General features: G+C 68.9%; 24 protein-coding genes and 1 pseudogene. 13 read left to right on the top strand and 12 right to left on the bottom strand.

All coding sequences use genetic code 11. The features are described from left to right. Positions 1 to 16: 16 nt before the first annotated feature. Both KHP12_RS05550 and KHP12_RS05545 read left to right on the top strand, forming a co-directional pair. Positions 17 to 1288 carry a helicase associated domain-containing protein gene (locus KHP12_RS05550; protein ID WP_211831590.1) on the top strand — a complete coding sequence of 424 codons (1272 nt, stop codon included), beginning with the start codon at positions 17 to 19 and terminating at the stop codon, positions 1286 to 1288. A gap of 222 nt (positions 1289 to 1510) precedes the next feature. Next, a complete protein-coding gene (locus tag KHP12_RS05545) occupies positions 1511 to 2383 on the top strand; it encodes a HEPN domain-containing protein (protein WP_211831588.1) in 873 nt (290 codons plus the stop codon). A gap of 223 nt (positions 2384 to 2606) precedes the next feature. On the opposite strand, the gene KHP12_RS05540 is transcribed toward KHP12_RS05545, so the two are convergent. From KHP12_RS05540 to KHP12_RS05520, 5 genes are all read right to left on the bottom strand, one after another. Continuing rightward, the gene (locus KHP12_RS05540) at positions 2607 to 3326 is read right to left on the bottom strand and encodes a hypothetical protein (RefSeq protein ID WP_246643033.1); all 720 of its coding nucleotides are present in this window, start codon (positions 3324 to 3326) and stop codon (positions 2607 to 2609) included. A gap of 161 nt (positions 3327 to 3487) precedes the next feature. After that, positions 3488 to 4084, bottom strand: coding sequence for an AAA family ATPase (locus KHP12_RS50615; protein WP_308016585.1), 597 nt, complete (start codon positions 4082 to 4084; stop codon positions 3488 to 3490). Continuing rightward, on the bottom strand, positions 4081 to 5673 hold the full coding sequence (locus KHP12_RS05530) for a TnsB C-terminal domain-containing protein (RefSeq protein WP_211831639.1): 1593 nt from the start codon (positions 5671 to 5673) through the stop codon (positions 4081 to 4083). The genes KHP12_RS50615 and KHP12_RS05530 overlap by 4 nt, the downstream gene beginning before the upstream one ends. Before the next feature lie 116 nt (positions 5674 to 5789). After that, on the bottom strand, positions 5790 to 6491 hold the full coding sequence (locus KHP12_RS05525) for an AAA family ATPase (RefSeq protein ID WP_086884592.1): 702 nt from the start codon (positions 6489 to 6491) through the stop codon (positions 5790 to 5792). Beyond that, on the bottom strand, positions 6492 to 6989 hold the full coding sequence (locus KHP12_RS05520; protein ID WP_086884593.1) for a helix-turn-helix domain-containing protein: 498 nt from the start codon (positions 6987 to 6989) through the stop codon (positions 6492 to 6494). Between the two features lie 1069 nt (positions 6990 to 8058). On the opposite strand from KHP12_RS05520, the gene KHP12_RS05515 reads away from it, so the two are divergent. The 3 genes from KHP12_RS05515 (at position 8059) to KHP12_RS05505 (ending at position 10276) form a co-directional block, all read left to right on the top strand. Then, positions 8059 to 9003 (top strand): helicase associated domain-containing protein, encoded by a 945-nt coding sequence (locus tag KHP12_RS05515; RefSeq protein WP_211831586.1) that lies wholly within the window; start codon positions 8059 to 8061, stop codon positions 9001 to 9003. Further along, entirely contained in the window at positions 8954 to 9697 is a 744-nt protein-coding gene (locus tag KHP12_RS05510; protein WP_211831584.1) for a helicase associated domain-containing protein, read from the top strand. Before KHP12_RS05515 ends, KHP12_RS05510 begins: the two co-directional genes overlap by 50 nt. A gap of 99 nt (positions 9698 to 9796) precedes the next feature. Then, on the top strand, positions 9797 to 10276 hold the full coding sequence (locus KHP12_RS05505; RefSeq protein WP_198277445.1) for a nuclear transport factor 2 family protein: 480 nt from the start codon (positions 9797 to 9799) through the stop codon (positions 10274 to 10276). A gap of 265 nt (positions 10277 to 10541) precedes the next feature. Here KHP12_RS05505 and KHP12_RS05500 read toward each other — a convergent pair whose 3' ends face one another. The 4 genes from KHP12_RS05500 to KHP12_RS05485 form a co-directional block, all read right to left on the bottom strand. Continuing rightward, positions 10542 to 11090, bottom strand: a complete 549-nt coding sequence (locus KHP12_RS05500) for a hypothetical protein (RefSeq protein ID WP_211831582.1) — start codon at positions 11088 to 11090, stop codon at positions 10542 to 10544. 70 nt (positions 11091 to 11160) lie between these two features. Beyond that, the gene (istB, locus tag KHP12_RS05495; RefSeq protein ID WP_198277442.1) at positions 11161 to 11949 is read right to left on the bottom strand and encodes an IS21-like element helper ATPase IstB; all 789 of its coding nucleotides are present in this window, start codon (positions 11947 to 11949) and stop codon (positions 11161 to 11163) included. Between the two features lie 17 nt (positions 11950 to 11966). Beyond that, on the bottom strand, positions 11967 to 13307 hold the full coding sequence (gene istA / locus KHP12_RS05490) for an IS21 family transposase (RefSeq protein WP_308016587.1): 1341 nt from the start codon (positions 13305 to 13307) through the stop codon (positions 11967 to 11969). A 181-nt stretch (positions 13308 to 13488) separates the two neighbouring features. Beyond that, positions 13489 to 13674: a hypothetical protein gene (locus KHP12_RS05485; protein WP_211831579.1), complete on the bottom strand. Its 186-nt coding sequence runs from the start codon at positions 13672 to 13674 to the stop codon at positions 13489 to 13491. A 36-nt stretch (positions 13675 to 13710) separates the two neighbouring features. On the opposite strand from KHP12_RS05485, the gene KHP12_RS05480 reads away from it, so the two are divergent. Further along, positions 13711 to 14484, top strand: coding sequence for a helicase associated domain-containing protein (locus KHP12_RS05480; RefSeq protein ID WP_086884595.1), 774 nt, complete (start codon positions 13711 to 13713; stop codon positions 14482 to 14484). Positions 14485 to 14536: 52 nt separating this feature from the next. Here the strand turns inward: KHP12_RS05480 and KHP12_RS05475 are convergent, their stop codons facing one another. From KHP12_RS05475 to KHP12_RS05465, 3 genes and pseudogenes are all read right to left on the bottom strand, one after another. Then, positions 14537 to 15118: a TIGR02391 family protein gene (locus tag KHP12_RS05475; RefSeq protein WP_086884596.1), complete on the bottom strand. Its 582-nt coding sequence runs from the start codon at positions 15116 to 15118 to the stop codon at positions 14537 to 14539. A gap of 67 nt (positions 15119 to 15185) precedes the next feature. Next, positions 15186 to 15923, bottom strand: a pseudogene (locus tag KHP12_RS05470) (IS701 family transposase); the annotation flags it as partial. 83 nt (positions 15924 to 16006) lie between these two features. Beyond that, entirely contained in the window at positions 16007 to 16879 is an 873-nt protein-coding gene (locus tag KHP12_RS05465) for a helix-turn-helix transcriptional regulator (RefSeq protein WP_086882324.1), read from the bottom strand. 167 nt (positions 16880 to 17046) lie between these two features. On the opposite strand from KHP12_RS05465, the gene KHP12_RS05460 reads away from it, so the two are divergent. From KHP12_RS05460 to KHP12_RS05430, 7 genes are all read left to right on the top strand, one after another. Next, positions 17047 to 17979, top strand: a complete 933-nt coding sequence (locus KHP12_RS05460; RefSeq protein ID WP_211831578.1) for a quinone oxidoreductase family protein — start codon at positions 17047 to 17049, stop codon at positions 17977 to 17979. A gap of 368 nt (positions 17980 to 18347) precedes the next feature. Further along, entirely contained in the window at positions 18348 to 18662 is a 315-nt protein-coding gene (locus tag KHP12_RS05455; protein ID WP_143678035.1) for a Clp protease/crotonase-like domain-containing protein, read from the top strand. Between the two features lie 92 nt (positions 18663 to 18754). Then, the gene (locus KHP12_RS05450; protein ID WP_086882309.1) at positions 18755 to 19696 is read left to right on the top strand and encodes a LysR family transcriptional regulator; all 942 of its coding nucleotides are present in this window, start codon (positions 18755 to 18757) and stop codon (positions 19694 to 19696) included. A gap of 106 nt (positions 19697 to 19802) precedes the next feature. Continuing rightward, complete coding sequence (locus tag KHP12_RS05445; protein WP_308016588.1) at positions 19803 to 20843, top strand: amidohydrolase family protein; 1041 nt, start codon at positions 19803 to 19805, stop codon at positions 20841 to 20843. Between the two features lie 9 nt (positions 20844 to 20852). After that, the gene (locus KHP12_RS05440) at positions 20853 to 22364 is read left to right on the top strand and encodes an aldehyde dehydrogenase family protein (protein ID WP_244202861.1); all 1512 of its coding nucleotides are present in this window, start codon (positions 20853 to 20855) and stop codon (positions 22362 to 22364) included. After that, positions 22310 to 23329 carry an amidohydrolase family protein gene (locus KHP12_RS05435; RefSeq protein WP_086882310.1) on the top strand — a complete coding sequence of 340 codons (1020 nt, stop codon included), beginning with the start codon at positions 22310 to 22312 and terminating at the stop codon, positions 23327 to 23329. Before KHP12_RS05440 ends, KHP12_RS05435 begins: the two co-directional genes overlap by 55 nt. A 717-nt stretch (positions 23330 to 24046) precedes the next feature. Beyond that, complete coding sequence (locus KHP12_RS05430) at positions 24047 to 25261, top strand: IS701 family transposase (protein WP_420878072.1); 1215 nt, start codon at positions 24047 to 24049, stop codon at positions 25259 to 25261. The last annotated feature ends 251 nt before the right edge of the window (positions 25262 to 25512 follow it).

Below are 25512 nucleotides of genomic sequence, written 5' to 3'. Positions count from 1 at the left end.
GAACCCGCCCTGGGGCATGAAATGGCAGCGCCGCTACCAGGCCGCCCGCACACAGCTCACCCCCGGCCACGCCCTCACCCCGAACCAGGGCTTCCCCGGCACACCGGACTGGACCGGACAGTGGCTGTACAGCCAGTGCACCGTCTACGACGACCTCCACCCCCGCCAGCAGCAACTGCTCGCCGACCTGGGCCTCACCCCCGAAGGCGCCCGCACCGCCCGCCCCCGCCGCATCCCCCAAGCCGCAGCCTTCTCGGCCGGTCTCGCCCACGCCCGCGCCTGGGCTCAGGAGCACGGCCACCTCACAGTCACCGGAGACACCTACCACGACGGCTACCCACTGGGCAGATGGCTCCGCCATCAACGCAAACGCGCCGCCCGCGGACGGCTTCCGGAAGACCGTACACACGCTCTCGTCGCCCTTGACCCGTGGTGGAACCCGCCCTGGAACATGCGCTGGCAGCAGTCCCTGCACACCGCGCGCGCCCACACCGCCGACCGGCCACTGAACACCACCGCCGACCTCGACGCGCTGCCCACAGTCACCTCGAAATGGCTGTTCACGCAATGCGCCAGCTACGACAGCCTCGGCCATGAGCAGCGCCAGCTACTGGCCGGCATGGGCCTGACCACTGAACGCGCCCGCGCCCTGGCCCCATCGCCGAAACCTCCCCAGCCATCCCGTCCGGCCCGCCCCCGTCTGAAGAACTCACCCTCGTCCATCGCCGCCGGCCTGCCCTACGCCCGGTCCTGGGCCGCCCAGCACGGCAACCTCACCTCAGCCAGCTACCGCACCGAACACGACGGCTTCCCCCTCGGATGGTGGCTGTACAAACAACGCCGAGCCGCATATACCCACCTGAAACGAACCGGCCAACCCTGGCCCCACCACGACCAACTCGCCGCGCTCGACCCGTGGTGGAACCCACCCTGGCGCGCCACCTGGAACCACAGCCGGCACCAAGCCCACACCCACCACAGCACGGCTCAGTCCTTCCCCAACAACACCACAAAGTGGATCCGCACCCAGCAACGAGCCTGGGACCAGCTCCACCCCCACCAACAACACCTCATGACCACCCTCGGCATCCACGGGCCCACACCCCTATGCCGCTACAACAGCCACCCAAAGAACCTGACCAACCAACCAACAGATCTGATCAACACCAACAAGACCAACGCAGAGCAGGAAACCCGCAGTCCACAGGCCCGCCCAGGCCCGACCCGCAAACAACACCAAACATCTCGCCAGCACACACCACACCGCCGGACCCAACCAGCCAACTGATCAGCCCAGTTCAACGCCCCAGATGCCGATCAGAACGAACGAACCGCGACACCACTGAGTGGTTTCGGGAGACGCCGGATCGACCCGTCCGAGGTGAAGGGCTATAAGCCCCCGGAACCCACCATTGCGGACTGCGGCAATGGCTTGACCATCACTATCTGGGCCAGTCTGCAAGAGACGAGCGGGTGGAACCGATACCACTCTGTAGCGGAGCGGGTGTGCATGGAGGTAGCCAGCGAGACCGGGCTCACGCTGACTCAACTGCAGGAACGGGTGATCACGCCTCTTCGCAGCCTGCTGGCCATCATCAGTCACCGGCGCGTCGAGTGCTTCAATCTGCGGCTCCGGCCGCTCGACGATGATTATCCTGATCAGGCCCGCTTTGGATACCCGATCACGGTTGATCCGGGAGTGATCGACGGAGAGGCCGAAGTTGCGTCGGACCGTCCAGATGAACGGCCGACGTTCACCGCGGATGACACCGACCTGAGCTCGTTCATCCCCGCGTGGCTGACGCTTGCAGAGGTCAACTCGGTGCCTATCTCTGCTGCGGAAGCACACCACACCTCAGGAGTCCTTCAGACAGGGGTTGTGGAGGTCGTCAACGCGGCCGAGACTCTCCACCGGACCACCCACAGCGAGCCTTCCGACTACCCGTTCGCCGACAAGGTGCTCGACATCCTCAAGGAATCGGAGAGGACGAACCGGAAGGAGCGGGATACCGTGTACTCCGCCGTCAAGATGACCCAGCTGCGTCTGGAAACACGGCTGCTGCAGTTGGCCGGAGGGCTGGGCGAGGAGTTCTGTACCTGGTTCTTCCAGAGCGGAACAAAGGACTGGGCGTTCGTGGCATCTGCCATCCGAAACGCGCTCAGTCACGGCTATCCCACCAAGCATCGCCTTGAGCACGACGCAGAAGCCCTCATAGGAGTCCTTCGAGTAACCCAGGCCGTCATCCAGCTCCGGCTGCTCGTCGAGGCAGGCCTCCCCCACGGCAACGCATTGAAAGCTCTTGTCGAGCAAGACCCCACGTTCGCCGCTGTGAGGCACCAGACCGTAGCCAACTGGCCAGCCCTCGCCGCCACCATCCGGTGATCTGCAACAGCAACTCACAACTACCTATAGGCGCACCACTACACCAACGAGATACCCAAGATCATTCCCACACAACTACAGGACCGCAGGCCAACCATCAGAACACCTAATTCGAACGCGCCGCCATGCCCTCCTCACCACCTCTGTACCGGACCGCCCCCCTCGCTCCAAATCCCAACCCAATGACGGGACACCAGACCAGAGCCACCCAGCCCCCTCAAAATCACTGCTCCATCACAGCTAGGCGAGGATGTGCGGTCGCCGCGTGCAGCCGGTGGGCGACTCGCTGGGCGGTGTGCGCGGTGAGAGCCGCGGGCGGTGGGCGGTGCCGCCAGATGATCAGGGGCGGCGTGCAGGGGGCAGTACAGGCGGTGGGGCTGTCATAGGAGACGAGGCGGTCCAGTGCGGGCAGGGTGAGCCACCGGCTGGCCGGCCCGGCGGGTCTGTCTGCGGGCGGGGGTTCGGTGACAGGCGTGCCGTAGTAGTGGCGGCGGGCAGCCTCGAAGTCGGCGGTGACGGAGTAGTCGGCCGTCCGCAGGGCCTGGTGCAGGGCGGCGGGAAGGTGGGGGCGGTGGCAGACCAGGGTCAGGTGGATACCGGTTCGGGCCTGTAGCTGCAGGAGGCGCATCGTGCGGCGGGCGGTGAGGCGGTGGGCGCGCAGGACGGTCAGCCGGGTGACGGGCAGGGCGGCCATCCAGGCGGTGGCTGCTTGCCAGGCGGGCTGACGGCCGCCGGGAAAGCGGCCCGGGAGCAGGGGCGGTTTACCCAGAGCGGCCAGAAGGTCGTGGGCGAGGCCGGTCTCGCTGGTGGTGCCCGGGCCGGGGTGCAGGGTGATCCGGCCGGACGGTGGATGGTGGGCGGCCAGGGCGGTGTGGGTGTGAATCGCGTCGTCGCCTGGGTCGAGGACCACAGTGACGGACGACGGTGGCACGGTGAGCGGCATGGCGGTGTGGTGGTCAGCCAAGGCGGCTGAAGGCCCAGCGCAGCAGTTCCTGGTCGACGCGGGGGCGACCGGTGCGGGCCAGGGCGGTGCGGGTATGGGCGGTCAGCTGGGCCCAAGCCCGGAAGTTGCCATGCGCGGCGTGGCTGTCGGCGAAGGCGATGTCATCGGGGTCTGCGTCGGCCCAGACGCGGGTGGAACAGAGGGATGGCCTCGAGGACCTCGTCGGGGTTGAGGCGGGTGAAGTGCTGCCAGATGAAGATGCGGGAGGAGAGCATCGGTTCGCGGCGCAGCACGGTGTGGCAGCCGTCCCCGCCGACGAAGATGATCGCGAGCTGGGTTGAGGGTTCGTCCCATAGGTAGCGGAAGTACTCGAACGCCTCGCCGTTGAGCCACTGGGCCTCGTCCACGAGGAAGGTGCGAGGGCGTTCAGCCAGAGCGGTTTTCAGCAGGCGGTCGAACTCGCTGGGGTGGCACGGGGGTTCACCGGCCAGGTCGAGAGCGATGAACAGTTCGTAGCGCACCGCGCGGGCGGTGGGCCGGGCCCGGAAGGTGATCTTGCGGACGTCCTCGCCGGGTTCGAGTGCGCGCAGGCAGGTGTTGACGGCGAGGGTCTTGCCGAAGCCAGCGCCGCCGTGGATGCACATCATGGCGCGGGCGGCGACGGTGTCGGTGATGTTCTCCCGTGCGGTGAGCAGGGCGCGGGTGGTGACCACGGAGGCGTCCGGCAGGTCGACGTACTGGTAGGTGGCCGCGGTCACGAGGCGTCTCCGTCTTCAGCGGTCTGTGTAGTGGGTTCGGGTAGGCCGTCGGAGACAGGCTCGGACAGGACGGGAGAAGGCCAGCCGGGCATGGTCCGGGTGGCGAAAGAGGGCGGGGTACGCCAGTCGGCCGGAGGCGCGGCGGGCGGGATGAGGTCCGGCAGCGCCAGCTCCGCGAGGTCGGTGCCGGCGGCCTGGGCAAGTTCGGCCTCGGCCTGCGCAGTGGTCAGCGCACCGAGCCGCCGGGGCGCCTCCGGCTGGTTCACGGCTGCGTAGCGCTCGCGCTGGGAAGCCTCCAGGTCCTTCTTCAGACGGCGGGAGCGAGCGGCCCGCGACCGCCGTACGGCGCTGATCTGTTCGTCGGTGGCCTGGTCGGCCAGGTCCGCAGGACCCAGGTAGCGGCCGGTGGCAGCGTGGTAGACCTCGATGCGGTGGTCGTGGTGGGGCATGAAACGGATGCGGACCTGGATCCCTGCCTGGCCGGTCATCCACGGCCCCACGTAGTCGCGCCTTTTGAAGCGGATGCCGCGAGTGGTCAACGTGCGGGTGCCGGCGTCCTCCAGGGTGAACGTCCACAGATCCGCAGCGGGCACGTCCCGCAGCGGGGTGGGATCGTCCTGCCACGCCTCAAGCGGAGTCCTGCCCCGCAACGGGGCCGGGCGGTGCTCGGTGTTCCACCACAGCGTCCAATCCAGCAGCCGGGCGGTGAAGTCCTCGAAGCCGAGCAGCACTTCGTCCTTCGGACGGGAAGCACGCTTACCGGAGCGCGGCTGACGGGCATAGCCGGGCAGCGCGGCCAGGAACATGCTCTCCACCGCCCGGTTCAGCCCCTCTACGGTGCCCTTGAGGTGGGGGGTGTAGGCGGGCAGGTCCTCCACCGTCACGTCCAGGAGATCGAACGCAGCGGTCACCGTTCGGGACAGAAAGTCCTTGCCACGGTCGACCCGCACTTTCTCGGGCAGGCCACCGAACGGACCGTAGGGGTCCTCTCGCAGGACCGCGGAGCGCAGCGCGGCCAGCACCGACTCCCGCGACGGATGCCCCGGCGTGACCGCGACACCGGTGATCGCGTTCGTCGCGCAGTCGGTGAACCACGTGACCCACGGCCTGCGGGCCTTGCCGTCGACATCGACCAGCACCGCCGCCTGGACGTGATCGGTCTCCCACACCTGGTTGCGCCAGCCCCGCGGCCGGGCCAGGAACACATCGTGCTTGCGCGCCGCCCGCTCCCCTCCCGCAAGCCCGGCCCGCTCCCCCGGCGTCAGATCCCGCTGGATCGCCCGGTGCAGCGTCGGAATCGACGGAGACGGATCCCCCTCGCCCTTGGCCGCGCGAGCGATCAGCTCACGGTGGACCGCCGCGACGTTGCCCTTCCACAAGGCCAGCAGGCGGCGCACTTCCGGGGTGACGGAGAAGCCGTCTTTGCTCTGGGCCCGCGCCCCGGGCTCCGCGGCCGCGGACTCGTCACGCTCGGCAGCGGCAAGCCACCGCCACACCGTGCGCTCGGTCACTTCCAACGACTCCGCCATCAGCCGTACATGTCGGGTCGTCAGTTTCTGGTCCTGTCGCAGGGCGAGCAGCCGGCGCACGGCAGGGCCGCGCAGCGCCGACAGGGAGGAAGAAGGCAGGCCTCCCCGCACGTGCGGACCGTCCTCGTGGCCGCCGGCCTCTTCGCCGCCGGCCTCTTCCGGCCCGGCCGCGCCGGTCACAGCGGACCCATGAGCCGTGCGCAGGCCCGCTCCAGCAACCGGCGGTCCACCACCGCACGGCTCTTGCCGTAGATCTCGGCGGTCAGGTGCGAGGTGAGCTTCGCCCACGTCCGGAAATTGCCGTGGCCCACATGCTCGTCCACCCACACGACATCGTCCTCGCTCACGTCCTCCCACAGCGGGTGGAAGGCCGCCATCGCCGCTGCCACCTCGCCCGGACGAAGACGAGGCACCAACTCCCAGGTCAGCACCCGAGAGGCCAGCGCGGGCACCCGGCGCAGCGCCCGTTCGCTGCCCGCGCCCGCCAGCAGGAGCGCCGTGTCCGTGTCCGGGTGGTCCCACAGCCCGCGCAGAAACTCCAGCGCCGGCCCCGGAAGGCGCTGTGCCTCGTCCAATACCAGCACGCGGGGCTGCCGTAGCGCGTTCACCAGCATCAGGTCGGCCTCCCCCGCCCCGCGCGGCAGACGCCTGCCCAGCTCGAGGGCGTCCGCGAGCACCCGGCGCAGTTCGGGAACCGTCGGGTGCACACCGACGTGGACCCGACGGACCCTGGCCGGGTGCGGCAGCTGGGACAGGGCGTACTGCAACGCGACGGTCTTGCCCTGGCCGGCGTCGCCGTACAAACACACCACCGCCCCGACCGCGGCCGCGTGCGCGACCGTCCGCAGCACCGACCGAACGGCAGGTGTGTGCACCACCTAGGCATCCGGGACCAGGACCGGGACCTGCGCCAGGTGCTTCTGCTCCCGCAGAAACACCTGCCCACCGACGCCTTTCTCGACCACCACGCTCAGGCCCAGCTCGCTGAGGGGATCCGGCCGGCGCGACCCGGCAACCTCAGGCTCCCGCTCAACCATCAACGCCCGGCCCGCCCGGCGGTCCCTACGGATCACCCGGCACAACGTCGACATCGACGGAACTGGCACCTCACCTCCGGCAGCCACCAGCCGACGCCTCAGCTCCGAGACATTGCCCCCCGCCTCACCCAGCAGCTCCCACACCTCGTCCGACACCGCGTATCCCTGCCGGACCGGCTCCTCCACCCGCCCGGAAGCCTTCGCCTGCTCCAGCCAGCGCCAGACCGTACGCTCCGAGACACCCACCGTCTCCGCGACCGCACGCACATGCCGCGTCGACAACTCCCCCGCCTGCTGACGCTCCAGCAGACGACGCACCACCAACGCCCTCGGCAGCACAGCCCTCCGGCCGACTCCTACACCTTGATCCACCCCTGATCACACCGGCCCCGCCCACCCCACCGCATCAGAGCATCACCCACCATCAGATAAAGCCCCACGACAGCGATCCCAGCCATCACACTCTCGCCTTATGACAGTGCCAGCCCTACCTTCAACACCCCACTGACCAGCCCCCATACACCAACCACCAGACCACCAACGGTGTAGGAACCCCGAGATTACCCCTCTGCCAAGCCGTGGCTGGTGACCCATAACGAGTGAGGCCGACTGGCGGTTATGGGAGTTGCAGATCAACAGACCGGGCAAGGCATGGACGGCAGGAATCGGAAGCTGGCGCCGTTAGGGGCAGGATCGATGCCCCTGGCAGGTGGGGTGTGGCGCGTGGCACCGCTGCAAGGTGAGATGACGCAGTCGTTCTTGAGCCGGGTGGCTGCGGGCTATGGCATAGGGCTCAGGGATCTGCTGGCGGCAATCGCTGAGGTGGGCGGGCTGTCGAACGTCACGGGTCAGACGCGGGTGGACAGCGAGGTGTATCTGAACCGGGCAGGCTCGGGATCGGGTGTCCCAGCTGTGCCGAGTCCCGGAGGATCATTTGCGACAGGCACTGCCTGCCTGGGCACAGGAGGAGCCTCGAAAGCGGTTCACCGCAGGCCCAGCAGCGCAGTTTCATCACACCGCGGAGAAGGTTGTGCCCTGGGGGGCGGCATGTCCTGAGTGTGCGGCGCGATCAGCCGGGCGCGCCGAGGGCGCGCGCTTGTACCTAAAGCCGCAGCAGCGGGTGTGCGCGCTGCACCGTCGGTGGCTGATGCAGGTGCCGGGCACGGCCGGCCGGGTAGTGAGGTTGCCGGCGGGGGGGGGCGAGCAGTGGGTGCAGGCTCAGCGTCGTCATGCGAGGTTTCTGCGGCATTCCTCGGTGGCTGCGGAGGCGTTCGAGGTGGCTGCAGCAGTGACTGCCTCGTGGTGGTGGCAGACGTGGCCGCGGGAACACGTGTGGCCTTCTCGGCTGCGGAGCCTGGGCAGTGGACGGATGGATCCGGGGGTGTGGCGAGTCCTGGCGCGGGAGCTGGTGACGTACCCGGAGACGGTTGCGCTCGCCACGCTGCTGGCCGATGACGGGTTCCGGCAGTGCCTGATCGCCGACGCCCGGGGGCACGCTCCGTACCGGCTGGCCGACCTGCCGGTGCTGCTTTCGGCGGTTGCGCGCTGTGTGGGGCGCCCCTGGTACAGGGAACAGCTGGCGGATGAGACGTCGGGACCTTTGTTCGCGTGGGCGTATCAGTGCGTGCGGCCGCCGCGTCGCACCGGGCAGGGAGAGCAGGCGATGTGGGCGGTCGCCCCGGCGCACCGTTTGCGCCCGCTGGTTGACGAGCTCGCCGCGCGGATGTCCGTCAGGGCCGACGGGCAGAAGGCGGAGGGCAAAAGACGGCGGGGACTTAACCGCCAGTCGGATGAGTCCTTCACGACCGGCCTGGCGCATGCGGGCCAGTACGTGCGCGAACACGGGAACCTTGCTGTCCAGAAGGACACCATGGCGGGGTCCTTCCGGCTTGGGGAATGGCTGCACAATGTGCAGGCCAGGGCCTGGGCTCTGTCGTCGGATCGTGTCCAGGCGCTGATGGCCTTGGACCCGTGGTGGAACGTCCCCTGGTCGGTGCAGTGGCAGCGCTCGTACTACCGGGCGCGCGATCACGCCGCCGTGGACGGTCCGCCGGATGCGGCCGCAGGGTTTGCCGGGACCGCCGTGCTGAACGGTGAGTGGCTGTACCTGCAGTGCACCCACTACGACGCCCTTCACCCTGAGCAGCAGCGGCTGCTGGCGGACATCGGCGTCACGGCCGAAGCAGCCCGTACCGCCCGGCCGCGGCGGGCCAGCATGCGGGCACGTTTCGATACAGGACTGGCGCACGCCCGGGCCTATGCCGCCGAGCACGGCCACCTGGCGGTCTCCGGCAAGGGGGGCGGTGCACGAGGGGTATCCGCTGGGCGTCTGGCTGGTGGCCCAGCGCAGTAAGGCGCACCGGGCCGCAAGGCCCACCGAGCGCTCCCGCGCGCTTGCGGCCGTCGACCCGTGGTGGAACCCGCCCTGGCCGCTGTCATGGCAGAGATCCTTCGCGCAGGTCCGTCGGCTGGTGCAGGACGGACACGCACTGGATGCGCAGCGTGGCTTTCCGGGTCTGGAAGCGGAGCTCGCACTGTGGCTGTCGCACCAGTGCGCCGTGTACGGGAGTCTGCAGCGTGATCAGCAGTGCCTGCTGGCAGGTATCAGCATCACGGCTGAGGAAGCCAGCAAAGTACCCATGACGGCAGAGGAGGCCAAGGCTGCCAGCCAGGCCGCAGCACGGTTGGGTGGACCGGCCGGCTTGGCCAGCGCCCGGTCCTTCGCCGCGGCACGCGGGCACTTGGCGCTGCCCTTCGACTATGTGCATGAGGAGTATCCGCTGGGCCGCTGGCTGGTGGCCCAGCGCAGCAAGGAACGCCGCCACCTGCGGGCGACGGGAACCGCCTGGCCGCCCGGGCTGCACCTGACTGAGCTGGACCCCTGGTGGAACCCGCCATGGCACTTCCCGTGGCAGCGCCACTACCAACAGGCCCGCACGCTATGGCAGGAAGGCAGGCTGCTCCTGCCCGGCCAGAACACCCCGCCCGGCATGATGAGGCTTCGCGAAAATCCCCACGGCCGATCTTCGCCTCAGTTCGTCCGCTAGTAAATCGAGTGGGGAGGGTGGGGAGCGAAGAGCGCGTCCTGCCGGTGCTGGTGCGGAAAAGCGGTGCCCTGGGACCTGTTGGGGCTGATAGACAGGGGTATGGATGACAAGGTGATGCCCCCGGTCGAGCGGATGCTCGCGGAACGCGCCTGCGAGCGCGTCATTGTGGACTTCATCCACCGCCTTGACCTCGGCGAGCCAAGTTCGGTGGCCGAGCTGTTCACGCCCGATGGTGTCTGGGACTGGCCTTTCGGGGACCGGCGCATCGAGGGACGCGAGGCCCTGCGCGCCTACTTCGCCTCTCGCCCGGCGGACAGGCTGTCACGCCGTCTGATGACGAACATCCTGGTCACGGTGGAGTCCGAGGCGACAGCACGGGCGGTCTCGTATCTGACGACATACCGGGTCGATGGCTACTCAGGTGGAATGATCGAGCCCAGGCTCCCGGCGAACGTCGGCCACTACGAGGACATCTTCCGGAAGATTGACGGCGTCTGGCTGCTCGCCAGCCGCACGGTCTTCCTTCCCTTCGGCGGCGGAACGGAACGGCTCCCTGCCGCGGGTGCATCACCCGCCTGACGACACCGCTTTGCGGTCCGGCGACCGTCAGGTCGCCGGACCGCGGTGATGGGTGAGGGTCAGCCGAAGCAGGCGCGAAGGACGTGGTCGATCTCGGGGACCAGGTCGCTGATGGTGATGTTGTCGATCCAGCGATGCGGGATGTCGCTGGCTCAGCAGACGTTGTCGGGCTGGTCCACGATGGTTGAGAAGACGAAGGTGCGGGTGCCGTCGCTGTGGCTGGGGGTGACCAACTCGTCGACCTGGGCGAGCGTGGAGGGGCCGGTCATGGGGTCCGCCGCAGCGGGACGATGTCGGTGCGGTGGTGCGGCATCGTCGGACGGGCGGCCTCGGGGGTGGCCAGCAGGGCGACGATGGTGATGGGCTGCTGGCAGTGGGGGCAGTTCCGGGTCGCGGTCGGCTCCAGCGGGTCACGGACTGCCGCGGGCTGCCGGGAGGCGGTGCGAGCCGGTGGCGGCGGAGGGAGCTCGATCCGGGCCGGGAGCGCGGGTGGTGCCTGGCCGAGGCGGCGGGCCCGTTCCTCGTCCAGGGCCCGGTCGCGGCGGTGCTCGGCTTCGCGGCGGCAGACGGCCGAGCAGTAGCGGGTACGGACCGTCGTCCTGGCCTGGAAGGGGTTCTCGCAGACCGGGCAGGTTCGGGTCTCCGTCTGGGCCTCGCGGGCGGCAGTGCGGCATTCGGGCGAGCAGAACATGCGTTTCGGGCTGAGGGTGGTGGTGAACTCCCGCTCGCACTGGGGGCAGGTCCGCTGCGTGGGCAGGTGCGAGCGGGCCTTCTCCCGGCAGGTCGGCGAGCAGTACTTGCGCCGGCTGGTCACGGAATCGACCCTGAACCCGGTCTGGCACTCGGGGCAGCTGCGATCCAACTCGCCCCCAGCGGTGTCGAGTTCATGAGACACGGGCGTTCACTCCCTGGCGAAGGCTGTCGGCGTGGTTCTGGTGGTGGCGGAGCCGGTAGGAAGGGCCGTCGATGCCGACCACCGCGGCCCGGTGCAAGAGCCGGTCCAGCATCGCCGCGGCGACGGTGGCGTCCCCGAACGCCGAGGCCCAGTCCGCGATGCCGACGTTGGTGCTCAGGATCGTGCTCGACTTTAGATACCTCTGATTGATCACCTGGAACAGCGCCGACGCGCCATCCTCAGGCAGCGGGAGGTAGCCAAGTTCATCAATGATCAAAAGCCGGGGACCTGCGAAGAAGCGCATGCAGGTCTTCCAGCGGCCCTCGAGGGCGGCCTTGTGGCATTTGGCCGCCAGCTCGGCTGCGGTGGTGAAATAGACCCGGTGGCCGGCGTCGACCGCGGCCCGGCCGAGCGCGACGGACAGCATGGTCTTGCCCACCCCAGGCGGCCCGACGAACAACACGTTCGACGCGTCGTCCAGGAACCGCAAGGTGGCCAGGTCCCGGATCAGCTTCTCGTCGACCCCGGGCTGGGCCGAGAAGTCGAAGTCCGACAAGGTCCAGGGCTCGGGCAGGCAGGCGAACCGCTCCCGGGCCGCCAGTCGCCGGGACTCGGTGGCCTCGACCTCGATCTCCAGCAGCCGCTCCAGCGCGGCGGTCAGCGACAGGTTCTCGCCCCGGGCCTGGTCCAGCACCCGCGGAAGGGCCTCAAAGGCGTCGTTCAGCTTCAGGTAGGACAGGTGGGCCCGCAGCTGCGAATAGCGACGTGCCTCACTCATGTGGGCCGGTGATGTGCTCACTCGCCGGGTTCCTCCTTGGGTGTTGTCGGAGCGGTCCGCAGCCGGTCGGCCACGGCGGCATAGGTGTCGAGGTTGATCACGACCCGCTCGGCCGAGCCGGCTCTGGGGGCCTGTCCCCGCAGCCGCTCGGCCTCCGCGAGGGCCGCGGGCGAGAGCGGCCGGCGGGTCTTGGTCTTGCATGGGGCCCGGTCGCTGACCTGCGCGAGGACCGCCCGCTCCAGCGCGATCACATGCCCGCTGTCGCGGACCTTCCGCCCGGCCCCGCGCGGGGCGAGCTCGTGGCGGGCGACGACCGCCCGGCCTGCGGTGACGATGTGCAGGTAGTCCTCGCCGAGCCGGTGCCGGACGGTCACCTGGGCTCCCGGCATCCCGGGCGGGACCGAGTAGCGGTTGCCCTCGAAGGAGACCAGGGCCTGCGGGCTGACCGTGCGGACGACCTCCAACTCGGCCGGGAACGGCAGCGCGGGCAGGACGAGCATCGGCTCGGCATCGGCGAGCTCGGCGACGGTCACCTTGACGCCGTCGACGCTGCGGCGGCGCTCATCCATCCGGACGGCGAGCTTGTCGACGCCGGACTGGGCCTGCTCGACCGTCAGCGCGTCTGGGACCGTGCGCCACCACCGCTGTGCCGCCGAGTGGTTGGCCTTCTCCACGACTCCCTTGCGGTTGCCCCGCCGCGGCGGGCAGATCGCCACCTGGACGCCGTAGAACTTCGCGACCCCGGCGAACGCCGGGGTGACCTGGCCGCTGGAGGGGTAGCAGACGGTCGCCATCCGGTCGAACCGCCACTTTCTCGCGGTACCGCCGAGCTTGCGCAGCACGGCGTCGAGGGCCTGGACCAGGTGCGGGAAGTCCTCCGACTCCGCCAGGACCGCCCGCCACCGGCCCGAATGCGCGAGTGCCCCGACCAGCAGGTGCGCGTTCGCCCCGACGCCCCAGGCAGCGGGTGGGTCAGGAAGCTCGATCCAGTCGAACTGGATCTCCTCGCCCGGTGGGTGCTCGATCACCGCCCGGTCCCGGCCCTGCGAGGCGTGGCATGGCTCGCAGTGGGGCCGGACCTCGTAGCGGCGAAGCGCTCGGGTGAAGGTCGAGTAGGCGCCTGCGTAGCCGAGCTGGACGACCTCGTCGAACAGGGTCGAGGCCCACAAGTGCGGGTCGTCGGCGAGGCGTTGACGGCAGTAGTCCAGGAACGGCACGAACGCGTCCGGGGCCTGCCGCCGCTGCTGGGGGACGCGCTCGCCGTTCAGGTAGGCGCGGATCGTCTTGCGGTCACGGCCCAGATGCCGGGCGATCGCTGAGATTGTCCAACCCTGGCGACGCAGCGCGTGCGCATCCACGTCTTCCTCCCACGTGAGCACTCAGCCCTCCGAAGAGGCCGACTCGTTGCCCACGCAGGCTTGCCATCGCTCCACCCGGCCATCCCGACACGCCGACCAAGATCACACGAAGGGTGGGGAGATCAACCGAGCAGGTTTGCCCTACCGCTGAGCACGGTGTGGGGATTTTCAAATATCGCCATCAGGCAACCGGGACGAGGATGAAGATCCGCTGACGGTGTGGCTGCGCCGGCAGTGCGCCCGGCACGATGTCCTGCACCCCGAACAGTAAAACCTCCTCGCAGACGTTGGGATCACCGCCGCCACCGCCCGCACCGTCACCGCGTCCCTCACCGCTGCCACCCCGGGGGAGGTCGGGCTGGCCCATGCCCGCAGCTACGCCGCCGAGCACGGAAACCTGGCCGTGACCGACCGCACCCGCCACAACGGCCACCCCCTGGGAAGCTGGCTTTTACGCCAACGCCAACGCGCCGCCGACGGGCGCATCGAGCCCGTCCGGATCACCGCGCTCAACGCCCTCGACCCTCACTGGAACCCCTCCTGGCCCCTTGCCTGGCAACGCGCCTACCACCGGGCCCGCGCCGCCACCGCCAGCGGCACCCTGACCAGCAGCGAACGCCGCTGGATCAGGACACAGGCACAGCTATGGGACAGCCTCAGCCCCGCCCAGCAGCAACTCCTCGCCCACCTCGGCATGACCGGGCCTGCCACCGTACCCACGCAGGCCCGCACAACGGCACGCCACTACCCGCCAGGCGAGGGCCTGCCCCACGCCCGCGCCTACGCCACCCTGCACGGGCACCTGGCGGTATCCATCCATGCCCACCAGGACGGATTTCCCCTGGGACGCTGGCTCGTGCAGCAGCGCCGCAAAGCCCGCTCAGGCCAGCTGTCCGCCCGCACCCTGCAAGAACTCACCGTCCTGGACCCGTGGTGGAACCCACTCTGGCCCTTCACCTGGCAACGGAACTACCACGTGCACCGCACCCTCGCCGCCGCAGGCGGGCCCGTCCCGGAGGTCTTGCGGCGCTGGGCGGACCGGCAGATCACCCAGTGGGACCGGCTCCACCCGCATCAGCAGGCGCTGCTGACCACCGCCGCATCACTACTGCTCCGGGACACTGACGGGAAGAGCACTCGACGCGTGTGGAGGTCCGGGGCCCGGTCGTCGGCGTAGCGGCGCTCGCCTCTGGGCAGGGACCCCGCTCCCGAGGGCACAGTTTGGCTGTTCAACTGGCCTTCACCACTGCAGCGCTGTCCACCCATCTCGCCAAGATGCTGAAGGCGGCAAGCTGCTCCAGAGCCTCGTTCTCTTCCAGTTCCTCATCCTCTTCGTGGGCGATGGGGTTGCGGATGGCCGCGTAGACGCCCCGCGCAAAGTTTCCGGCACCGTCGTGGCGATTTTTGAACGTATCGCCTCCGTCGTTTTCGCACAGGCGCAGGCGCGGGTGCCCTGGAGTGGGTGGGTTGGTGGAGAAAGCGTCGGAGAGGAGCTTAGCCTCGGAAGCGTCCCGCCGTTCGAGCTTCGCCTGGGCTTGGGCATTAACCGCCCTGGCAGCAGCGCCGACCGCTTCACGGAAGTGGCCGCTGCTCCACAAGCCTTGCACGCTGCCCCAGACCCATGAGTGCAGTGTGGATGCGTCAAGCTGGGGTGCGCCGCTGCCGAGGTTCTCCTGTAGCTCCTGCTCAGCTTCCAGGAGGGCGATCGCGCGGTGCGCTGCTTCGCGATGGCGCCACATCGGTTGCCTCTTGGCCTCTTCCCACTCTACGGATCGCCAGTCAGGGAGCACACGGTCCAAGATCTGCTCCACGATCTGGGCCGCAGCTTGTACTTCAGCCTTTGGGCGATCGAACTTGTAGCCCCAGAAACCAATGGTGTTTGGGGCGTCTGCCGGACCAGGCGGGGGCGGCGGGGACTGCCTCGTGCGGCTGGACAGTGATATCAGCGCGAATGCCGACCACGTACGTGTGTCCCCGCTCGGCCAGGTCGGCGCGGAAGTCGGCGTTCTGGCCATAGCCGGCATCCGCCACCACCACCGGCGGCACAAGCTGCCATGTGGCCAGTTCGTCCAGGGCGTCCAGTGCCAGCCGCCACTTCTCCCGGTGCCCGACGCCCTCGGGGACGCCGGTCCGCCGGCGCCGGACGGCGTCATCCGCCCACTCCCGGGGCAGGAACAGCCGCCAGTTCAGCGGGCACGAGGCCACATCGGAGACCGCGTGCACGCTGACCGCGACCTGGCAGTTGGCCTGCTTGCCCAGAGCACCGCAGTACTGGTGGGCGACACCGACCGACATCCTGCCGTCCTTGGGGAACGACACGTCATCGACCGCCCAGGCGGCGGGGCCGATCCGCGGCACCATCCGCTCGGCGATCCGCCGACGCACCGGCACCGGATCCCAGGTGGACTGGTTCACGAACTGCTGCAGGTTCTGCTCATTGCCGTCCGGCAGCCGCGAGGCCATGGCCTGGATGGACTTGCGCCGACCGTCCATCATCAGCCCCCGCAGATAACAGTCGCCCTTGGCCCGCTGATCCTTCCGCGGCACCGAGGCGAACACATCCGCCACGAATAACGCCAACGACGCCCGAACACGATTGACTTCATGTGAGTCCACACAACCCTCATGCCCCCGAACACGGGCGACACGCAGACCTAACGGAGTCCTACTAGTCGTGTCCAATCCGGACGCGTCAATGATCAGTGGCCGGGCTGGCTGAGCTGGGAGTGCGTTTCAGCGGTCTCTTCGGCTGTCCAGCTCAGCAGGATGGCCAGAGCCTCAACGGATTCGGGCTGGGGCAGGTAGGCGAGCAGGGTGCGGTCCGGTCGGGCTGGCACGGCGAGTGCGTGGTAGTCGAAGCTGAGTGTGCCGACGGTGGGGTGCACGATGCGGGCGACGCCCAGGCGCTTTTCCCGTACGTCGCCAGTAGCCCACAGGACCCGGAAGGGCTCGCTGCGTATGGCGAGTTCACCGACGAGCGCTGCGAGCCGAGTGTCGTCGGGGCGGCGGCCGGTCAGCAGCCGCAGTTGAGCTACGGTCTCGGCGGCGATCGCGTCCCAGTTCGCGTAGCGCGACCGCGCTTCGGGATGCAGGAAGAGGTGGCGGGCAGCGTTGCGGGGCTCGGGCATGCCGGCCACGTCGAAGACGGCCTCGGCGGTTGTGTTGGCCGCGACGATGTTGAGGCGGTCATCGAGGAGCAGGGCGGGGGTGCCGGTCATGGTGTGCAGCAGCCGCACGAGCGGCTCGTCCGGCGACCCGCCGGATCCGTTGCTGGTCTTCCGTGCCGGGGTGGCGCCCCGTACAGAGCGGGCGAGGTTGCGCAGGTGCTCCGTCTCGGTGTCGGAGAGTGACAGAGCCTGGGCGACAGCAGTAAGCACTTGGTCGGACACGTGGGGTGTGCGGCCCTGTTCCAGGCGGACGTAGTAGTCGGGGCTGACCCCGGCGAGCAGCGCCACTTCCTCCCGCCGCAGCCCCGGCACCCGCCGACGTGTGTGGCTCGGCGGCAGCCCTGCCTGCTCGGGCGAGATGCGCCCGCGCCGGAGGCGTAGGAACTCGCCGATCGTCGTCTCCACACCGTCCACGCTACGCCCTCCGCTTCGTGCTTTACCTGGTCCTGCTGGGACCAGGTAAAGCCGGGCCTGGCTCACCGTCGACCACTCGCGCACCGTCGGAGGGGTGATTCCGTGTCCAGCTGCACGAGCGCAGTTGGACACCGACAAGACCAGGAAGGCAGCAGCGGATGCGTGCAGCAGTGGTGCGGAAGTTCGGCGGGCCCGAGGCCCTTGAGGTTGTCGAGGTGACGACCCCCGAGGCGGGCCGCGGAGAGGTGCTGGTCAAGGTGGCCGGGGCATCGGTCAACTTCGCCGACGTCATGGTGCGCGAGGGCCTGAACGTGAAGTACGGAGCTGTCGCTCAGCGTGATCAGTATGGCTTGGGTGCGGACGTGGCGGGCACCGTCGCCGCCATCGGCGAGGGCGTCACGCAGTACGCCGTCGGTGACCGGGTCGTTGGTACCCAGGAGCGTTTGGACCGGGAACTGGGGACCCAGGCTGAGTACGTCCTCCTCAAGGACTGGGAACTCGCTCCCGCCCCGGCCGGAACTGATCTCGTGCAGCTGGCCGCGCTTGGCCTGAACGCGACCACCGCGGACCAGGCGCTGGATGCACTGGCCCTGGAGCCGGGCCAGTGGCTGCTGGTCACCGGCGCGGCCGGCGGTGTCGGCCTCTACACGCTGGAGCTTGCGCGCCTGCGGAGTCTGCGCGTCGTCGCCCAGGCGGGCGCTGGGGACGAGGAGCTGGTGCGCAAGGCAGGCGCGGAGCTGTTCGTCTCACGCGAGGAGGACCTCGTACCCGTGGTCCTCGCGCTCGTGCCGGGTGGTGTGGACGGTGTGATCGATGCGGCCAATATGGCCGCTGGGGCGGCGGACGCGGTCCGGCACGGCGGCGCGTTTGTGTCGTTGCTCAACTCCGCGCCCATGGCCCGCCGTCAGGTGCGGATGACCAATCTGGCCTGGCACACCGATGGTGAGCGCCTGGCCAAGCTAGCGGCGTTCGCCGGCACCGGCCTGCTCACTCTGCGGGTGTCTCAGACCTTCCCGCTGGAGGAGATCGCCCAGGCCCACCGGGCCCTCGCAGAAGGCGGGTTGCGCGGCCGTCTTGTCCTCGTCCCGTAGGTCAAGAGCAGCGGTGGCCGAGCCCCCGTCCCTGAGTCTCATGTGGGGTACGCCGGGTACGGTTCTTCGCGTAACGCATAGGGTCGGGGCATGGCTGAGCCCGACATCTTAGAAGCTGTTGTCTTTTCGATCTTGAGCGGTGGCGGTCGAACGAGGTTCCCGGTCGGGTGATCCTGCCGTGGCCAGGGCATGAAGACGGGGCCTCCTGAACAGCTCGTGGGTGTCGAATCCATAGAGCACCAGGAGGCCCCTGTGCCGCAGTCTCCCGTGTCGGTGATCCGGCAGTCCAACTGGGCTGCTCCATCGTGTGATCGCCTCGCGCACGTGTACGGCAACGCGGTTGACTGGCCCGATCCTCCCGCTCAACCGTGACTGACACCCTCTCACTGGCACGAAGCCGACACATCGCACTGAAGTCGATCCGCGCCGCCCGGCCCGCAGGAACGACCTGCGCGGGCCAACTACTCGATGCGGCCTACCAGGCTGCCCGGCTGATGGCCCGGCACAGCCCGGTCGCCTTGGAATTTGAGAAGCGGAGCCTGAAAGAGATCGAATACCTGAACTTTCGCGACGGATACACTTACGAGCAAGGCCTGTTCGGAGACGTGTCGGCCTACCGCGACGCGAAAGACGTGGTCAACGCAGCCCTGGAGAAACGGAGCCCGAACTGCAGTGGTGACTGACCGAACGTGCGAACCGCGCCGACGGCGGAAGTCTGCGGGGGTCGCCCGCACACCAGGCCTCTCCGCTCGGCAACTCTCCCCTCGGCGTCGTCGTGCCGGGCGCTGACAACCAGGACAAGGCCACCCGGCACGGCGATGCCCTTCTCTCCTTCGGCCTGGAGTCAACTCACCTGCAGGCGTTGCACGCGTTGCTGAGTGAACTCAGCGTCACCGCGGCGGCGGCGCGTCTGGAGCGCACCCAGCCGACGTTGTCGAAGTCGCTGCGGCGACTGCGCCGGCACTTCGGCGACCCGTTGCTGGAACGGGCCGGCAATTCCTACCGGCTGACCGCGTTCGCGGAGCGGTTACGTCCCCTGGTCGCAGCCGCGGTCACGGCCGTCGACCGGACCTTCGCCGCAGAGACGACCTTCTCGCCGGAAACGTCGACCCGGACCTTCACCATCGTTTCGTCCGATCACGGGATCGCCACGGCGGGGGCCGAGTTGTTACTCCGGGTCCGCAGCCTCGCGCCCGGTGTGGGCCTGCGCTTCATGCCGGTCAGCGCCGAACTGCTGGAGCACGAGGACAAGTACCTGCGGAACGTCGACGGTGTCCTGCTGCCGCATGGATATCTCACACGTGCGTCCTCTCTGGACGTCCACACGGACAGGTGGGTGTGTGTGGTCTCCGCGGACAACCAGTTCGTCGGCGACAGGCTGACCAGACAGGACCTGGAACGGCTGCCGTGGATTGCCACCTTCGCGGACCAGGCCGGCCGGCCGCCCGCCTGGCGGCAGCTGGAGTTGCTCGGGATCATCCGTCGGGTCGTCGCGGTCGCGGAGTCCTTCCTCGTCGTGCCCCGGCTCGTTCGCGGCACGGACGCGATCGGGGTCGTGCCCGGCCGGGTCGCGGCGACCGAAGGCGCCGGCATCCGGGTGCTGGAGTTCCCCTTCGAGGTGGTGCCGCTGATCGAGGCGTTCTGGTGGCATCCGGTGCACGACGCCGACCCGGGGCATCGGTGGCTGCGCGGTGTTCTGGGCGGCCAGCGGGTATAGCTCCAGGGCATGCGGCCCATGCGCGATATGCCGTACGTTCCGGGCAGGACGGAGTGCAGTGTGGAAGGTGCAAACTTCCCACCACTCCCGATCGGAGCGCCCTCCGGTGGATCATCTCGTCGTCGACGTCCACGCGCACCTGTGGGCTGCGGAGGTCGAAACGATGGCTCGCACGTTGCCCGGGCACGCCGAGCGAATCGCGCTCGACCTGCGGCGGCTCGGCCCCCTGTCCGCGAAGACCGCCGCCGACCGGTTCGTGAACGAACTGCCGCTGCTTGTCGACGTCAATCGCCGGTTGGCCGCGATGACGGCCGCCGGGGTCGACGTTCAGGTCGTCTCCGTCACCCCGACCCAGTACCACCACTGGATCACCGATCCTGGCGCGGCCCGCGATCTTGCCCGCCTCACCCACGAAGCCGTCGCCGGACACTGCGTCCGTCGCTCTGGCCGGCTCACCGGGCTCGGGGTGGTGCCACAGCAATTTCCCGAGTGGACAGTCGAAGCGTTGGACGACGCGCTGACGCGTGGCTTGCGCGGTGTCGAGATCGCCACGCACGCGCCCGATCCCTGTGGTGGTCCGCCGATCGAGCTGTCCGACCGCCGATACGACGACCTGTGGGCGCGCGCCGCGGAACGCGGCGCGGTGATCTTCGTGCACCCGGGGGGGTGCACGCTCGACGAGCGGCTCGCACACTGGTACCTGGCCAACAGCGTCGGCCAGCTCGTCGAGCACGCCGTCGCCCTCTCACATCTCATCGTCGGTGGGGTCCTGGAGCGGTTTCCGGGCCTCACCGTGCTCGCCGCGCACGGCGGCGGCCACCTGCCCGCCATGACCAGCCGCGCCGACCACGCCTGGCACGCGCGGCGGGAGGCCCGTACGACGCAACTCCCGCCGAGTGAGTATCTGTCCCGGCTGTACGTCGACAGCCTGGTTTACGAGCCCGCCGCGCTGCGACGGCTCGTGGACGCGCTCGGGACGGAACGCGTGCTGCTCGGTTCGGACTTCCCGTTCGACATGGGCGTGCCCGACCCCGCCGAGCGGCTTCGCGCCGTCGGCTTGGACGTCGTGGCCACCGCGGCCATCGCGGGCGGCACCGCCGCGCGCATCGGGCTCGTGCCCGCCTCTGCCAGCCAGTCCGACAGGTAAGGAGACCACATGACGACCTCGGCCACGATGCCGGCCGTTGCCCGGCTGCGCTGGTCGTCGCCCGACACCGCCGACCAGTTCACCGTCCACAACCCGGCTACCGGCCAGGCCATCGCCACCATTCAGGGCGCCGGTCCGGAGCAGGTCGACGCCGCCGTGCGAGCCGCGCACGCGGGTCAGTCGGCCTGGCGCCGCCGCTCGCACGCCGAGCGCGGCGCCGTCCTGCGTCGGATCGCCGACACGATCCGCGACCACGCCGCGGAGATCGCCGCCATCGAGACCAGTGACAACGGCAAGCCGACGAGCCAGGCGGCGGGGTTCGACCTGGTCGCGTCCGCCGCGATCTTCGACCTGTTCGCCGGGCTGATCACGACGCCGCCGAGCGCCGCGGTGCACAACGGGCCGCTGCTCGATGTCACGACCCTTGAGCCCTATGGCGTCATCGGGGCGATCGTGCCGTTCAACTGGCCACCTATCCACACCGCCGGCAAGCTCGCCCCTGCGCTCGCCGTCGGTAACGCCGTCGTGCTCAAACCACCGGAACAAGCACCGCTGTCGGTGCTCCGGCTGATCGAGCTGATCGAGGAGATCGTCCCCGATGACGTTGTCCACCTCGTGCCAGGCCGAGGCCCGGTCGGCGCCGCGCTCGCCGCGCACCCGCTCGTCAGGAAGATCTCCTTCACCGGCGCTCCGGCCACGGGCGTGTCCGTGCTGAAGACGGCGGCAGACAACCTCACCCCGGCATTGCTCGAACTCGGCGGCAAGAACCCGTTCGTCGTCTTCGACGACGCCGACCTCGACTCGGTCGTACCGTGGCTCATCGAGGGCGGCTACTTCAACCAGGGCGAGGCGTGCACCGCCGCCTCACGCCTGCTCGTGCAGGACACCATCTACGACGAAGTGGCCGACCGCGTGGCGCGGGCCGTACGGAGACTGACCGTGGGCGACGGCGCTGATCCCGCCACCCACGTCGGGCCACTCGTGACGTCCGAACAGCAACGCCGGGTGCTGGACTACCTGGACATCGGCCGCACCGAGGGGGCTGTGATCCTCGCGCAGGCCGAATTGCCCACGGACCCGCGGTTGGCCGACGGGTACTATGTTCCGCCGACACTACTGACGCAGGTCACGCCGGCAATGCGGGTGGCGAACGAGGAGATCTTCGGACCGGTCGTCACGATGATCCGGTTCAGTGACGAGGACGAGGCCGTCCACATCGCCAACGGCACCCCTTTCGGACTCGTCGCGGGTGTGTTCAGCGGGAACCACCAGCGCGCGCTGCGGATCGGCAACGCGGTCCGCGCGGGTCTGGTCTTCATCAACCACTACAACAGGGCTGCTGTCGGGGTTCCGTTCGGCGGCACGGGAGCCAGCGGCTACGGCCGCGAGCACGCCCGCGAGACCCTGCACGAGTTCGGCTACAGCAAGAGTCTGCGCATTCCCAACGGACTCGGGCCGATACCCCGATGGCAGCCGTCGCTCGACGTCACCGCGGCCCCGGACCGAAAGGAACGCCGTTGACCACTGGAACCTGGGTGGACGTGCACGCACACTTCACCCCACCGGCCACTGAAGAGCAGCGGCACACCGCGTGGACCGCCATGCGCGAGTTGTGCTTCCTCGCACCCCAGCCGTACCACTGGACCGTCGAAGGTGCCCTGCGGTCGATGGACCGGACAGGGGTGGCGATGCAACTTCTCAGCGCGGTGCCGCAGACCCACGACGCGCTACGCACCTCGAACGATTACGGCGCCGAACTCGTGACCGAGCACCCCGGTCGCTTCGGCCTGCTGGCGGCGCTGCCCACCGACGACCCGCAAGCCGCGCTTACCGAGATCACCCGGGCGGAGGCGGCTTTGCGGCCGGACGGCTGGGCGGTGAGCACGACCTACAACGGCATCAACCTGTCCGATCGGGTGCTGGAGCCGGTATGGGAGGAGCTGAACCGGCGTAGCGCGGTCGTGTTCGTACACCCTGACACGACGAAGCGGCCCGAACTCGGGCTGCCCACCCCGCTGGTGGAGGTCGCGTTCGACACGACACGCACGATCGTCGCCATGCTGTACCAGGGCATGTTCCGCCGCTATCCGGACGTCCGCTTCGTCCTCGCGCACTGTGGCGGCGCACTGCCCGGCCTCTCCGGCCGGCTCCGGCTGCTCGGAACGGAGGCATGGGTGCCTGCCGGGGATCAGTTCACCCCGGAGGAGATCGCCGAGCAGTTGAGCCGCCTCTACCTCGACACCGCCGCGTCCGGCACTGACGCCAACCTGGCGGCGGCCTTGACGATGGTTCCCGTCGACCACATCGTCTATGGCGGAGACGCAGGCGTGCCGTGCAGCGACGACCGCACGCTCAGCGCGAACATCACCGCCCTGCGGAAGTCCTCGATAATCACCTCTGCCCAGGCCGAGCTGATCGGGCGGCGGGCGCTCGAGCTTTTCCCGGCCATTGCACGCCGTTCGGCCGACCGGGTGGCCGGACTTTAGTACTGCAACGGCACGAAGTGCCGTTGCAGTACTACGAAGCTGTTGTCTTTTCGATCTTGAGCGGTGGCGATGGACGAGGGTTCCCGGTCGGGTGATCCTGCCGTGGCGAGAGCATGAAGACGGGGCCTCCTGAACAGCTCGTGGGTGTCAAATCCATAGAGCACCAGGAGGCCCCTGTGCCGCAGTCTCCCGTGTCGGTGATCCGGCAGTCCAACAGGGCTGCTCCATCGTGTGATCGCCTCGCGCACGTGTACGGCAACGCGGTCGACCGGTCCGAGCGGCAGCGCCGGTACCCGACGGACATGACGGACGGAGAGTGGGCGGCCATCCGGCCGCTGCTCCCGACGCCGGACTGGATGCGCGGCCGGGGCGGGCAACCGGAGGCGTATTGCCATCGAAAAGACCGTTCTCAAGCCCGGAAAGACAACAACTTCTCAGACCCGTAGCTGGCGCATCACTTATAGGTGCCGCCTTGCTCGCTTTTTCCGTTCCGACCGCGCAGGCCGTGCCGCCGCCGAATCCCGGGCCACCGGAGGTGACACTGTCGGTCGACGACAGCCCGTCCCCCGATGCGGTCATCACCTGCACTCTCTATTAGGACTCCGTTAGGTCTTTCCTGTCGGGCCTGTTCAGGAGCATGGTGGGTGTGTGGATGCACATGAAGTGAACCGGGTGCGGGTGAAGTTGGCGTTGTTTGTGGCTGATGTGTTCGCGTCGGTGCCGCGGAAGGATCAGCGGGCCAAGGGTGACTGCTACTTACGGGGGCTGATGCTGGACGGTCGCCGCAAGTCGATCCAGGCGATGGCTTCGCGGCTGCCGGACGGCAATGAGCAGAACCTGCAGCAGTTCGTGAACCAGTCCACGTGGGATCCGGTGCCGGTGCAGCGGCGGATCTGCGAGCGGATGCTTCCGCTCATCACCCCGACGGCCTGGGTGATCGACGATGTGTCGGTACCCAAAGACGGAAGAATGTCGGTGGCTGTGGCCCGGCAGTACTGCGGGGCCCTGGGGAAACGGGCGAACTGCCAGGTCGCGGTCAGCGTCCACGCCGCCACCGATACCGCCTCCTGCCCGCTGCAGTGGCGGCTGTTCCTGCCCAAGGAGTGGGCGGCGGACACCGCCCGCAGGACCCTCACCCGCGTCCCGCCCGAGGCCGGGCACCGCGAGAAGTGGCGGCTGGCTCTGGACATGCTCGACACTCTGGCCGACTGGAGAATGAGGCCGCCGGTCGTCGTGGCCGACGCCGCCTACGGCACCAACGCACACCTGCGGGCCGCCCTGGCAGACCGCGAAATCCACTACGTGCTTGCCGAACCGCGCGGACGTGACCGCCCACCCGTTCGAGGCGAAGCCCGAGACCCCGGACCGCAAAGGCATCGTCGGCCGCCGGCCTCAGCCCCGCTACCGTCAGCCCGCACCCTCGGTGGCAGCCCTCGCCGCCGATCTCGGACAGGAAGCGTTCACCTCCCTCACCTGGCGGCAGGGCTCACGCGGCGAGTTACGTTCCCGCGTCGCCGCCGTGCGCGTCCGCCCGGCCGGCAACGCCGCCGAACGTCCCATCCGAGCCGCCGCCTCGGCCGAACAGGGCTGGTGGGACGGCATCCTGCCCGACTACTGGCTGCTGGTCGAATGGCCCGAAGAGGCCGAGGCTCCCACCGACTACTGGCTGTCCAACCTGCCGGCCGACACCCCGATCGCCGACCTGGTCCGCCTGGCCAAGGTCTCCGCTGGCGCATCGAGCACGACTACCGCGAACTCAAACACGCCCTGGGCCTGGACCACTTCGAAGGCCGCTCCTGGCCCGGCCGGCACCACCACGTCACCCTCGTGACCGCCACCCACGCCTTCCTGACCGAACAACGCCTGGCCCCAAAAGTCCCCGGGCCCAGCTCACTCTCTACCAGACCCTCGACGCCCTCCAAGACACCTTGAGGTGCTGGACCGGCATCTGCGCCACCTGCCACCACCCCCTGCCCAGCAGGACACACACAGCACCAAGATCGAAAGAGACCTAACGGAGTCCTACTATGCCTCGAAGCCCAACCACAGCGGTAGCAAGGTCACCGGCACGGGCGGCATCTCTTCCTGTGCCGGCGGAACTCCGGCCAGCTGCAACAGCGAAGTCGACGTCGAGTTTTACAACAACTACTCCAACCAGTGGATGACCGGCGGGTCAGGACCGC

Origin of the sequence: Streptomyces asiaticus, from assembly GCF_018138715.1 — a bacterium.
GTDB lineage: Bacteria > Actinomycetota > Actinomycetes > Streptomycetales > Streptomycetaceae > Streptomyces > Streptomyces asiaticus.
Note: the sequence above shows the minus strand (reverse complement) of the source record. Positions and strands in the feature narration are given on the sequence as shown.

What these genes read in the sequence shown, in the direction of transcription:
- KHP12_RS05550 (WP_211831590.1), top strand. Translation starts at nt 17, where the DNA reads ATGAAATGGCAGCGCCGCTACCAGGCCGCCCGCACACAGCTCACCCCC.
- KHP12_RS05540 (WP_246643033.1), bottom strand. Translation starts at nt 3,326, where the DNA reads ATGCCGCTCACCGTGCCACCGTCGTCCGTCACTGTGGTCCTCGACCCA.
- istB (WP_198277442.1), bottom strand. Translation starts at nt 11,949, where the DNA reads ATGAGTGAGGCACGTCGCTATTCGCAGCTGCGGGCCCACCTGTCCTAC.
- KHP12_RS05435 (WP_086882310.1), top strand. Translation starts at nt 22,310, where the DNA reads ATGGCAGCCGTCGCTCGACGTCACCGCGGCCCCGGACCGAAAGGAACG.
- KHP12_RS05545 (WP_211831588.1), top strand. Translation starts at nt 1,511, where the DNA reads ATGGAGGTAGCCAGCGAGACCGGGCTCACGCTGACTCAACTGCAGGAA.
- KHP12_RS05485 (WP_211831579.1), bottom strand. Translation starts at nt 13,674, where the DNA reads ATGGGCCAGCCCGACCTCCCCCGGGGTGGCAGCGGTGAGGGACGCGGT.
- KHP12_RS05505 (WP_198277445.1), top strand. Translation starts at nt 9,797, where the DNA reads ATGGATGACAAGGTGATGCCCCCGGTCGAGCGGATGCTCGCGGAACGC.
- KHP12_RS05460 (WP_211831578.1), top strand. Translation starts at nt 17,047, where the DNA reads ATGCGTGCAGCAGTGGTGCGGAAGTTCGGCGGGCCCGAGGCCCTTGAG.
- KHP12_RS05440 (WP_244202861.1), top strand. Translation starts at nt 20,853, where the DNA reads ATGACGACCTCGGCCACGATGCCGGCCGTTGCCCGGCTGCGCTGGTCG.